This is a genomic window from Pseudomonas sp. Root562 (assembly GCF_001427125.1).
In the GTDB taxonomy this organism is placed as follows: Bacteria; Pseudomonadota; Gammaproteobacteria; order Pseudomonadales; family Pseudomonadaceae; genus Aquipseudomonas.
The window spans coordinates 420,721-433,268 of record NZ_LMGK01000001.1 but is presented as its reverse complement, the minus strand read 5'-3'; the positions used below and the strand labels follow the sequence as shown (position 1 = coordinate 433,268).

The 12,548-nt window shown below is 56.2% G+C and carries 6 protein-coding genes; 1 reads left to right on the top strand and 5 read right to left on the bottom strand.

Going from position 1 to position 12,548, the window contains the following annotated elements; genetic code table 11:
• Positions 1-10 precede the first annotated feature (10 nt).
• Complete coding sequence (gene queG / locus ASD60_RS01955) at positions 11-1,081, top strand: tRNA epoxyqueuosine(34) reductase QueG (protein WP_056852369.1); 1,071 nt, start codon at positions 11-13, stop codon at positions 1,079-1,081.
• 57 nt (positions 1,082-1,138) lie between these two features.
• Here queG and ASD60_RS01950 read toward each other — a convergent pair whose 3' ends face one another.
• The 5 genes from ASD60_RS01950 to orn all read right to left on the bottom strand — a co-directional run bounded on the left by ASD60_RS01950 (position 1,139) and on the right by orn (position 12,456).
• Positions 1,139-5,893: an RHS repeat domain-containing protein gene (locus ASD60_RS01950; RefSeq protein WP_056852368.1), complete on the bottom strand. Its 4,755-nt coding sequence runs from the start codon at positions 5,891-5,893 to the stop codon at positions 1,139-1,141.
• 4 nt (positions 5,894-5,897) lie between these two features.
• A complete protein-coding gene (locus ASD60_RS01945; RefSeq protein ID WP_156386246.1) occupies positions 5,898-6,866 on the bottom strand; it encodes a hypothetical protein in 969 nt (322 codons plus the stop codon).
• Between the two features lie 191 nt (positions 6,867-7,057).
• Positions 7,058-10,861: a dermonecrotic toxin domain-containing protein gene (locus ASD60_RS01940; RefSeq protein ID WP_236708390.1), complete on the bottom strand. Its 3,804-nt coding sequence runs from the start codon at positions 10,859-10,861 to the stop codon at positions 7,058-7,060.
• A 221-nt stretch (positions 10,862-11,082) separates the two neighbouring features.
• Complete coding sequence (locus ASD60_RS01935) at positions 11,083-11,694, bottom strand: trimeric intracellular cation channel family protein (protein WP_056852365.1); 612 nt, start codon at positions 11,692-11,694, stop codon at positions 11,083-11,085.
• A gap of 219 nt (positions 11,695-11,913) precedes the next feature.
• Positions 11,914-12,456 (bottom strand): oligoribonuclease, encoded by a 543-nt coding sequence (orn, locus tag ASD60_RS01930; RefSeq protein WP_056852364.1) that lies wholly within the window; start codon positions 12,454-12,456, stop codon positions 11,914-11,916.
• Between the last annotated feature and the right edge of the window lie 92 nt (positions 12,457-12,548).

The window sequence follows — 12,548 nt, the reverse complement described above, 5'->3', positions numbered from 1 at the left end:
CTCTCGCCTCATGCCCGCTATTACTACAGATCTGCCCGCCCTCGCCCAATCCATCAAGGATTGGGGTCGTGAGCTGGGCTTTCAGCAAGTCGGCATCAGTGGTCTCGACCTGGCCGAGCATGAGCAGCATCTGCAGCGCTGGCTCGAAGCCGGCTATCACGGCGAAATGGACTACATGGGTGCCCACGGCAGCAAACGTTCGCACCCGGAAGAACTGGTGCCGGGCACTTTGCGCGTGGTGTCGCTGCGCATGGACTACCTGGCCGGCGACACGCAAATGGCAAAAGTGCTGGCCCAACCGGAAAAAGCTTATGTCTCGCGTTATGCCTTGGGCCGCGATTACCACAAATTAATTCGCAAGCGCGTGCAACAACTGGCAGAAAAGATTCAAGCCGTCATCGGCCCCTTCGGCTACCGCGCCTTTGTCGACAGCGCCCCGGTGCTGGAAAAAGCCATCGCGGAGCAAGCCGGCCTCGGCTGGATCGGCAAAAACACCCTGGTCCTGAATCGCAAGGCCGGCAGTTACTTCTTCCTCGCGGAACTGTTCGTCGACTTGCCGCTGCCGGTGGACTCGCCCCACGCCACCGAACACTGCGGCCGCTGCACCGCGTGCCTCGACATCTGCCCGACCAATGCCTTCGTCGGCCCCTATGTGCTGGATGCCCGGCGCTGTATTTCCTACCTGACCATTGAACTCAAGGGTGCGATTGCCGAAGAACTGCGGCCGTTGATCGGCAACCGGGTGTTCGGTTGCGACGACTGCCAGATCGTTTGCCCGTGGAACCGCTTCGCCCGTCCGTCCGGGGAAAGCGACTTCAAGCCACGGCACAACCTGGACAACGCTGAACTGGCCGAATTGTTCATGTGGGACGAGGACAAGTTTCTCAGCAGCACCGAAGGCTCGCCGTTGCGGCGCGCCGGTTACGAAAGTTGGCTGCGCAATCTGGCAGTGGGGCTGGGGAATGCGCCTTCAACGATTCCGGTACTGGAAGCGTTGAAGGCGCGACGGGAGTATCCGTCGGAAATGGTCAGGGAGCATGTGGAGTGGGCTTTGCGTCAGCACCTCTCTCGCAGCGCTTAGCGTAAACAGAAACCTGCCGGTGCTGTGGCACATCAATTTCCTGCCCTATCCGACGCTTTAAGCACCCTTTATTGTATGGCTGATCTTGTGAAGCGTCACAACTCGTGTGTCCCTGTTGGCGGTGAACAACAGTCGCAGTCCTGCATTGAGTCTGATTTCGGTATACCCTGAATTGTTGATTTTCGTTTTAGGATCGGCCTTTCTTACGTCGAACTTGATCATCTCGTTGAACTTGGTGTGTTTGCCGACTTCCATAGCGGCATCTTCCGGCGACAACCCTTTATCCCTGATTAGGTTTTTGAACTGGAAGAAACGAGCGAGAGACGAACCCTCCAACTTTTCAAAACCCGGAAGATTGCGCGGCGTCGTGTATGTCCACCTTGCAGCCGCCGCCTCTGTGGCCTGGGTGGTTGACCCAGCCCTCTCGATCCCGGCGGATGATCCTGCCTTCGCTCTGCCGCTCATCCCGTTTTTCATCGCCCGTGCGGCCCGTGCGGGGTCACCACTCAACGGTGCCCTGAGCTTTCCAGCGACCTTGCTGGCCCCCTGAAGCGTAGCCCCGGCACCCGCTACAGCAGATGCCACACCCAGCCCCAGACTCACATAGCCAAGGATGTCACCCAACTCCGATTGCGGCGCTACTTCGTGTGCAACTGCACTCGCGATGCCCGTGATTCCCGAAGCCAACGCTAATGTCAGGCTGGCGATCGCCAGCGGTGTGGTGGCGCCAAAGGTCAGGATACTTGCCGCGATGCTAACTATCGAAAGACCAATCCCCAAACCAGACTGCCAGGAAACGTGTCCGGTCGGATCAACCCGATTGATCGGGTCGCCGAGGCAGTAGGCGTAAGGATTCAGTCCTCCGGCACCAAACGGGCTCAGGTTGTCCGGACTGAGAAAGCGCATCAATGTCGGGCTGTAGGCTCGATACCCGTTGCCCAACAGGTACAGGCCGGTCAGCGGATCGAGTTGCTCACCATTGAACCCTGCCAAGCTGAACACCCCGCCCTCCGCAGGACGAAATCCGTAGGGACTGTAGGCAATTTCGCTACGCTGCGTATCCGATACGATGGTCAATACGCTTTGTTGCAGGTCTGTAACGACCTGCTGAACGCCAACGTCCGATCGCCGCTCACCCAGCAGCAGGCCGGACTGACGCCAACAGGTACGCAAGTCGCTGCCATTGATCTCATTGATGACGCGCCCTTCGTGATAGAAGCGCTGTGCAAGAGTGCCCGCCGGTCCAGACAGCTCAACCAGGCGATCGCGCGCGTCGTAGTGATAATCGCGGATCACAGCGCCTGTCGCGGTGGCGATTCGCGTTAACCGGCCAAGCGGGTCGTAGCTGAGCGAACGCGCCAGGTCATCCTTGATCATTTGGCCGTCGGCGTCATATTCCAGTGTGACGAGGGCGGGATAATCGGTGTGGGAATGGCGCACCTCGATCAGTTGGCTCGGATCAACAGCGCTATAGGTAAACGTCGCCAGGTTGTCGCCACCGGGAAACTCGGTGCGTACAGTGACAATGTTGTCCAGCGCATCGAACACATAGTGCTGACTGACGATCTCTTTGCCATAAGGATCGCGTGGTCGCTGCGATCCGTCACAGGTGTAGCCACTGAGCCGGCCGCGCTGATCGTAAGTGAAGTGCTCGTCGCGCAACACCGTTTCACCGCTGCTGAGCACCTTCTGCGCCAGCTTTCCATCCAGGGAGTAACTCAATGCCTGGGTTTGCGCGGCGATCCCGTCGATCACAAACGTGCGCGATGTTTCTCGCCCCAAATCGTCGTAAGTCAAACGAGTCTCCAGGGAGCGTCCGGTTTGCCTGTCCTGTGAATCTATGCGTTCCAGCAAGCCCAATGCGCCATAGACCAAGTCTGCTTTGAGCGCCCCCTGCTCAAATGATACGGCTCTCCCCCATTCGTCGTAGCCGGTTTTGTGTTGATTGCCCAGCACATCGGTATAGGTCAGGGGTCGCCCGCCGAATGAGTAGGTATAAGAGGCCGTCTGGAGTTGGGCGCCGACAGTGATCTCATTCTTGAGTCGGCCGGAAGGGTAATACTCGAAACGGGTTTCACGCCCCTGCTCTATGCAGCTCGTAGGCTGTCCGTGCGACGGGCTGTAGGTGTAATTGGCGACTGAACCGGTCGCCTTGCGTTGCAGCAATCGCCCACCGAAATCGCGTGCGTAATCAAACTCGACTCGCTCACCACTGGCGCTTTTCTGCCACGTCGGCTGCCCGGAGCCTCCCTCGTAGCCGGCACTGCACGTGCGCCCACCGATGGTGCTTGCAGTCAAACGGCCCAGCCCATCGAACGTTTGCTGCCCAAGGCTTTGACCAGACATTTTCATCCGGGTGGGCAGCGTCTCGGGGCTGTGGATTGCGAACTCGGTTTCCACGACATGTCCGTCCGGCAACTCGCTTCGGCACAGTCTATTGAACACGTCGTAACCAAACGTCGTTCTGTTGCCAACCGCATCCGTCTGACTGACCGCTCGGCCCCATCCGTCATAACCATGAACGATCTTGCCCAGGCTTTGCTCTTTGCGGTCGAAAGCCTCGACAGTGTCCGGTTTTCCGAAATCATTGAAGCGGGTGATGGATTTGCCCATGCCCTCGAACCAATATGTCTCGGTACGTGTAACCGGATCGTAAGTGCGATGCTCTTTGCGCCCGTCAGGATGGATCGTGGTTTTGACCTGCCCCCAGTCATCGTACTCAAAAGTGGTTGTCATCGGCCGGGCGACCTCCTCCCACCAATCGGTGTGCGTTTGCTCTATCAGTCGTCCGAGACCGTCGTGGCGCGCGGCGAAGATAACGCGCGCATGGGCTATGGCTGCTTTGTCAGGGCTATCGCAATCCTGCTCTTGCATCCCGATGATGCGACCGAGTCCGTCGTAGGCAGTCGTTTGTAAAACGCCTGCCAGATCGGTTGAATGCATCGTCGCCGGCGCTTCGTGGCTGGCTGCCTGGTAAACCGTATGGCTCGTCGCTGCATTTGGCGTACCTGCCGATACGGTCGTGCTGAGGATCCGTCCAATGCTGTCGTATTTGAAACGGGTAACGCCATCGTCTTCGCTTCGTTCGGAGCGTTTCATTCCGTTCAGCGCGGAAAATGTCTGCAATGAAGTCGTGCTGGCACCATCAAATCCGACGGTGGTGATACCCAGCGTCAAAATATCCTGAGCAATGCTGTACTGATGTTCGGAACAAGTCTTGAGGCCGTTCATTTCAAGCGTGCGGTGACTCAAGAGCCCATGACGCGTCGAGTCTTGCGGCGTGTCGAAATAAGTCAGAATGCAGCTTGAACGCAACGTTTCACTCTTATCGGCCAGCTCATAAAGCTTTTCCTCAACAGGCAGGATCATGGAGCATTGCGAACCATTGAGGCCCTTGTGGAGCGCGTAGCGAAAACGCGTGACCGTCGTGCTGGCCGCAACATCGCTCGATGCCGGAATAACTGTCCGCTGTTTAACATAACGAATGAAACCTGAAGTGTCGGCTGGGCACCCATCCGCCCCTGTGACCGGATAAAACTCGGAAACAGTGGTCACACCGCTGGGCTCGACCTGCTTGATCAAATTACCGAAACTGTCGAACTCCGTAAGGGTGACTTCGTCGCGAGAATGACCAGTCTTCGAGTTCTTGTAACGTCGCGTCATCGCGCGCGGCAAGCGGAATTGCGGTGGCTGCCCGGCGATGCTCTTTCCGGGCTCCAGAGGGTATTCCATCAGATCTGACGTCACTGCATCAGCGCACGTTGTGATCTGGGACTGCAGTAGGTGAAATCTGTTGTAGGTCCGTAATGTCGAATGATGAATCTGACCGTCCAGCATCAGGTTTTCAGTCGATGTATAAACATAGTCGGAGGCGGCGGCATCCAGATTGTCACCCTCCTCGGACCAACTGAACTCGCCCCCAAAACCCAAAAAGTTGGCGTCCGAGAACGCATACTCAGTCAGGATGGCTGGCTGACCGTACTGCGGGTATACCTTATGCGAGCTGACGCAGGGCATCGAATGCATAGGCGCCAAAGGTGGAAGCAAATGCCCATCCTCGGTATAGCCGATGACCTCCCGCGCACCCCGCGGTGAATCGACTTGAGTGAGACAACCGAGACCACCAATGATTTCGTATTGCAGCGTCCATTCTTCGCCTGTCGGCAAGCGAATGGTTGAAATGCGTTCGTCTGTCAGAAACAAGGTAATGCGTGTTTCGGCTACTGTACCCGGGTACTGAGTGAGCGCGACCTGATTGTCACTGGCGGCAACTTTCAATAATAAACGTTGCTCGTCTCTCACCTCGCTCAGGACTGGCTGTTCGTTATAAGTGACATATCGGAGGAAGATACTTGCGCCGTTGGCTGCCATGATCTGCACGGGTATGGCACTGCCGCTTTCCTCATGAATTTTCAGGGTTTCCCGTGTCCCGTTTATATTGAGTAAATGAAAGTTATCGACATCGGGCCTGGTCACTTTTACAGTATTAAGTTTTTGCTCTGCGAATATCAAGCTCGACTCGAGTTCTGTTGCCTTATAGCGTTCCCCTGTTGACAACGTCATGATTTTGTTCAATGTGTCATAACGAGACAACGCGATTGACCACCCTGTTCCAAAACCGACATTAACCACATTCAACGGATTAAACTGAAGTACGACATCCAACGACAGCCCCATTGCGCTTACAGAGGTTATTTCTCCCAAAGATAATGAAAAGGTGTAAATCCCGGTTCTGGGATCAACGCCCCCCTGGAGAAAACTGTTGAAATTAAATGCATTGGAGTACAAGGAATTCATTTGCTGAGCTTGCATTAAATTAACCCCGCTCCAAAATGAAGTCAGCCGGCCGCTTATCAAAATCCGGCCGTACTCGCAACTTATGCGCCGTCCCATACACGTCATAAGCGGTAAAATTGAAAGTCTCCTTTCTCACGTAAGTATCGGAAGAAAAAGACTCGCCCACGCCACGAACGATGGACAGTTCACCGTCTCTGTCATTAACCTTTACATAGTAAACTTCGTCGATTCGTTCACCCTTTTCGGGTGGAAGCACCAGGAAGACTTCCTTATCTTTCACCGCCGCCAGTTTACAACTCACATACCAGCGATAGTCATTGTCAATAAACCCGCCATAGGCCTCAAACACACTCCTGGTCAGCCTGTGATGATGACCATCGTCAGCTGCCGACCAGTCCACCAGCCTGAGTTGACGACCTCCTGGATACAAACCCAGATAGCAATGAAAAATTTCGTGGCTCCATCGGCCTTCGCTTCGCACCCGTTCCAACTTGAAATCTTCAATGGCGTACGTGACAGGCGCCTCAGCGACCAGCATGACACTGCTGTCGTGTTTGTCGCCCACCGTTGTGTTATTGGTCCGAATTATTCTGTCGTTCAAAATAACCGCCGCACCTATGTGCACCGTATCCACCACCGATGAAGAGACCCAATACTCAAGCACCGTAATGTCAGGTTCGACACTTTCCAGCGGTGCTGGGGCTGCATCTGAACCCGACATCGCGTACCAAAACCGATTAGGTCGATCGCTGACTTGCCAATTTCCCTGCAACACCTCGCCCGTACGGTAATTGATGAGCCGAACGGTGTGGTAAATCGAGGGAGTCAAGGGCACCGACTTTCCGTCTTTGTCTTTACCCCTGAGCGTAACCAATATTCGGACCTGCATATTTCCATTGGCGTACAGACTCTTTGATTGCGTCGATGACGGCGCATCAAAACTTACATTGAAACGTGTGAAACCTGTTACTTCGGCTACAGAACTCATGCGACTCACTCTACTATTGATTACAGTCACAGCCTCGAACATTGCCTCCAATGTTGCGCGACCTGCCTGACTGAACAAATAACAAGAATCAGAAGCCCATCCCATTCAAAAAAACATTCAAAATATGTATAACGCAAAACAATTTAATTCTCGACATACCACTCACGCATAATTGCCCAACCGAAAACGACTCAATCATCATCTCCAGCGCTCTCCACTCCGCTGTCCTCCGCTTCGGACTCTGTGTCTTCAGCCTGTTCAGCGCCAAACTCATCATCCACTTGAATCAGTAATTTTCTGTCGGCACCGGCATTTTCCATATAGTCGGCAACCTGCTGCTTACTCAAATCACTCAAAGGATTATTTCGAAAGTTGTAGTTTGCATCGCGCGTATCAGAAACTTCGAACAACTCATCAGGCAGCATTGTTATTTCATTGAACGTCAGGTCGACGAAAGCCAGGCTCTCAAGTGAGAACATTCCGTAAGGGACCGTGGTCAACCCCGTATTCTTCAAGTAGAGACTGTCCAATTGCTTCATGTAGCCAACATGGGGCGCCCATTCCAGTGGGTTGTTTTCCAGATCCAGAAGCGTCAAGCCTTCGATGTGCGCCAAACCTTCGACAGTGGCTTCGGTGAGCCGGATATCACAATCATCGAGCGTCAACGAAACAAGCTCGCGCATCTGATAAAGCTCGACGGGAAAAGCCTCAAGGGCCAAGCCAGACAATGTCAGGTACCGAACTCCCGGGAAGCTGGCGAAAAATGCATGGCCTCCCGTTCGGGAGGAACTGCTCAGCGACAACTCTCGAACATGACTGAAATCGGCCGACAATTCGGGTAGTACACCCAGAAAGTCCAATTCAAACTCAAGCGTCGTGATGTAACGGGTCGCCGTGTCCAGCAATGCCTGCATGAAACCCTGTCTGTGCTGACGTTGAATGGCAATTTCAGCATCTGTCAGTAGCGCTCCGGTGCCAGGATGAATGGACGGCACATCAGCACTCCACACCTCCAGCTCATTGACCAGCGTAATGTGTTCGTTTTCCAGCCTGGCAACAGCCAGCAGTGGGTCCCCGGTCAATCGCTCACTACGCAAGGCCGCCATCTGCTCTTCAGAAAGCGTTGGATACAGGGCTCGAAGCCGTTGTTCGATGGATTGCGTTTGCGCGGGATCGAGATCCCCGCCACCCAACAAGTAACCAGAACGCCCCACGGCAAGCCCCATGGGCGATCGGACGGCAGGCCCCAGCGCTGGCTGCTTGAACAACGCGCGCACCAGAGCACGATCCAGCAGTGGTTGTCGTCTGAGCATTTGTTTCAGTTCGGCCCACTGCCCCACATGGGGCAACCCCAACGAAAGACGTTGCGTGTCGGGAAGCGCGTGCATCACCGCGCCATACAGTGTGTCGAACCCATGCAATTGCTCACCGACATTATCGTGTGCCTGGTAGCGCCCGCCCTGCCTGACCAGCACTTTACGCAGCGGAGCTTCAGGGCGACCGATGCTGTCCAGCAACGCCCCATCAAAACGTTTATCACGCATCTCGATGCGGACATCGGCGGACCACCCGTTCAATGTTTCGAGCATGTGCAGCGCCAGCCGGTCGCTGTCCAGGCTGCTGACAGAATCCAGGTAAAGTCCTTCGCAAGCCCGGCTGAGTCGCACCTCTCGCAAATAGAAAAGCGCTTCGTGCGCCATTCGTTGAGTTATTCCAGGATGATTGCGCATGTGCAGGCGATCAGTTGCACTGGCATTACGCGACAGCTCTTGAGCGATCGTTTTCGGCAGATCGGGGAAGATCCGCCGTAGTTGCTGCGTGTCTGCGTCAGCGCGCTGTTCGAAGGCGTCTTCGCGCGCCTGGAACAAGGCGCCACGATGCTCCTCGGCCCAATCGGCCATCCTCGAACGCAACCGCGCTTTTCGCACGTCGATCGCCGGTAATGAATCACCAAACGCCGTACTTTCACCCAGCAGTTTTTTCAGCGTCGCCTCGTCCAGTGACTCAACGATCCCTTGAATTCCATTGGCGTTGCGCAGGCTCTCAGGTACACGGACACCTTGCGCTTGCAGCAGTTGTGCCTGCATCTGTGGATCAGCTTTGGTGTACACCGCCGGATCCGGACTTTGCAGTTGCGCACGAAATACTTTGATTTGCTCATCAAGCCCGAAGCGCCGAATGCTTTCTTCAAGCAAGGCCGGTGGGCGCCGGACGTGGACGTGCATGTCACGCAGCACGGCTTCATCGACGCCGCTGACGTCCAGGATGCGCCGGGCGGTGACGTCAGAGAAGTCAGCGACTGAATGACCCAAACGACGAAACAACTGTGCGCCTTGCCATTCCATCGGACGCTCGACTTCATGCGCCCAGGCCCCGGCGCCGTTGTGAGTCAGTCGTGGCCGGTAGGCGTTCGCCCGCTGCGGGTGACGGACGCGCCAGGCACTTTCGCCCGGCTCGGTGCGAACCTCGTACAGGCTGCCCTCAAGCGGCAGGAACATCGCTGCGCCGTGGTGATGCAAACCCAGTTCGTCCGGCACCGAATCGGCAGGCAACGAGGCAGCGAACTCATAAGGCGTCAGATCAGGGTTCCACAAGCGCGTGCGTCCATCTTCCAGCACGACGGGCTTGAGACTGTCGACAAAAGTCGAAGGCTTGATAGCCAGCACTTTCCCGGCCACCGCACCGCCCACCGCGAATGCGCCCAGTTGCGCGAGATTTTCGGCGATGGCCATCAAGTGATCAGCCGCCTCGACCACCTGACCTTCGGTCCAATCCAGAATGCCGGTACAGGTCTCGTCCAACAGTTGGTAGGCGGTGTACGCCAACATCAATTCGCCCAGAAACGGCACAAAGGGGACCGCCACCAGGGCCGCGACCTGCAATACGATCGAGGCGACCTTTTCCAGGCTGTCCCAGGTTTCCCAGCGAGAGTTGCGGTCGGTGTCTGCGCAAGGCACGGCAATGGCGCGGGCATCATTGAGAATCTTGTTGAGCTTGTCCTGGTACAACTCTGTCCATGGATCACCCTGTACCCGGCGCGAACTCCACTTCATTACGGTAGAAGGATCATTGAGCGCGGCAAAAAAATAGCCTCGCCGTTCATGAGCGACGAACCGGGCAAAAAAACGCTGGTAGTGCGCAGAACGCAACCGCTGTGCCAAATCTGCCCTGAAAGCAGCCGTCGACGGGTACTCTTTGAGCGGATGCTGCGGATCGTCGGGGATGTACACGAGCACCGGTTCCACTCTGGTAGCACGGTCCAGATCACCGGCCAGCAGCATGATCCCGGTCAGCTTCGCCTCCATGACCTGCAATTGGTAGCACTGCAAAACCCGGGCACCCAGGGCAGGCCTGGCGCCGCCATCGAGCAGATGCAACAAGGACGCGTGAGAGTGCAGGCCGATATCCCCTTTCATGCGGGCCAGGAGTATCGCAGCCCTGAACGCATCTTTCTGGCTGGTCTTTACATTGAGTTCCAGCACTGCCCTGGCCAGAGCATCCTTGGGCAATAACAACGTTTCCAGTTGCTGGGTGTACTGGCCGCCGATGTCCAGTTCACGACACATCGAAACAAAAGCGCTGACACTCATGCGTTGATTAATGGCGAGCACATCAAATTGCCCGGACATGCTGGGCTCGCTGATAAAACAGGAAGCTGAATCAAAGTAGCGGATGCCTGCTTCCTTTGCCTCAAAGTTGCGCAACGCTGCATCCAGCAAGGAAACGGTCCTGACTTGATAGCCCACTAAAATGCCGGTCGGCAGATAGAGCCTCAAGTAGGTGCGGGTGACATCCACTTCAATGGCGAAGCGTTCTTTCAGTGCCTGTCGAAGCAGGGGTTCAGCAAACTGACGGACATTTGCCAGCGACTCGAACAGCCGATCAACCTTGTTTTGCGATACCCAACTGGCCTTGATGGCTAGCGCCAGCGCCGCGTGAGAAGCCGCCGAGGCGGTCTTGTACCATTGAGGAATCGCCACCGGGGTGCGCTTCAACGCCAGGCGCCTGTCTGGCGAAGCGCGAGTCAGCCAGTCGGGAATTCTTTCTTCAATGAATTGTTGGTGAGGGTTGTAAGGGCGTTGCTGTGCGGAAGTTTCAAACATACGGGTAGCCTATAAGCCGACGTAAAACCGTAGCTTATTGAACTGCCCACTCACAAAAGGCTACATAGTTACCGCACTCACCCTTGCACAGCGTGCTCACGTTTCACTGAAACTTACTGTTCGTCGTTATAAACGAACTTGGGCATTTCCCAGTGAAAACGTATCGCCAGCAAGCGCAGCAAAAAGCCGCCAAACAACGTGATCAGAATCGCCTGCTCTCCCGGCAAGTTCAGGTAAAGACAGAACATGTAGCACCACGCCGCCGCGAAAGAGACGCTGGCGTACAGTTCGCGACGGAAGATCAGCGGGATGTCGTTGCAGAAAATGTCCCGCAGGATGCCGCCGAAAACCCCAGTGATCACGCCACTGACCGAGGCCACCAGCATGCCGTGGCCCATTTCCAGGGCGGTCATGCAGCCGATCAGGGTGAACGCCACCAGCCCCACGGCATCGAGCACCAGAAACAGCGAGCGCAGGTGGCGCATCCAGCGGGCGGCAAACACGGTGAACATCGCCGCGATGGACGTCAGCACCAGGTATTCCGGGTGCTTGACCCAGGTCAGCGGGTAGTGGCCGAGCAGCACGTCACGTACCGAACCGCCACCCAGCGCCGTGACGCAGGCGATCAGGACCACGCCAAACCAATCCATGCCACGACGCCCCGCGGACAATGCACCAGTCATGGCTTCGGCGGTGATGGCGATCAGGTAGAGCATCAGCAACATGGTGGCGGTCCTTGCAAAAAGGCGCGCAGTCTACGCACTTCGCCGAGGCATCAAAAGAGGGCGCACGAAAGCAATGAGGCGAGGGAGCTTGCTCCCGCTGGAGTGCCAAGCGCTCCCTTGCCTTCTTCCGGTCAGAGCGCATTTGCAGTCCTTACGAATGCTAAGCAGCCGAGCGGGAGCAAGCTCCCTCGCCACAAAAGCCCCGCGCCAGCCAACGGATCAAAACTTGATGAAATGCTTGCGATAGTGCTGCAGCTCGGCGATCGATTCGCGGATGTCGTCCAGCGCCAGGTGGGTGCTGCCCTTCTTGAAGCTGTCGCGAACGTCCGGCGCCCAGCGTGCGGCCAACTCTTTAAGCGTGGACACGTCAAGGTTGCGGTAATGGAAATAGCTTTCCAGGGATTTCATGTGCGTATAAAGGAAGCGACGGTCCTGGCAGATGCTGTTGCCACAGATCGGCGACTTGCCCTTCGGCACCCACTTCTCCAGGAACGCAATGGTCTCGGCTTCGGCTTCGGCCATGCTGATGCGGCTGTCGCGCACGCGTTGGGTCAGGCCGGAATTGCCGTGGGTGCGGGTATTCCATTCGTCCATGCGGGCGAGGACTTCGTCGCTGTGGTGGATGGCGATCACCGGGCCTTCGGCCAAGGTGTTCAGATCACTGTCAGTAACGATGGTGGCCATTTCGATGATGACGTCGTTTTCCGGATCCAGACCGGTCATTTCCAGGTCGATCCAGATCAGGTTCTGCGAATTTTGCATGTGTCGGCTCCTAGGCAATGCTGCGCAGTTTAGCCTAGGCCGGTGGCCGGGCGTGCTAAACTCGCGGCCGTTTTACCTAATCGCTGCATTCT

Excerpts from the sequence above, each read along its gene's own strand:
- ASD60_RS01950 (WP_056852368.1), bottom strand. The coding sequence starts at position 5,893 with ATGCAAGCTCAGCAAATGAATTCCTTGTACTCCAATGCATTTAATTTC.
- queG (WP_056852369.1), top strand. The coding sequence starts at position 11 with ATGCCCGCTATTACTACAGATCTGCCCGCCCTCGCCCAATCCATCAAG.
- orn (WP_056852364.1), bottom strand. The coding sequence starts at position 12,456 with ATGCAAAATTCGCAGAACCTGATCTGGATCGACCTGGAAATGACCGGT.
- ASD60_RS01935 (WP_056852365.1), bottom strand. The coding sequence starts at position 11,694 with ATGTTGCTGATGCTCTACCTGATCGCCATCACCGCCGAAGCCATGACT.
- ASD60_RS01945 (WP_156386246.1), bottom strand. The coding sequence starts at position 6,866 with ATGAGTTCTGTAGCCGAAGTAACAGGTTTCACACGTTTCAATGTAAGT.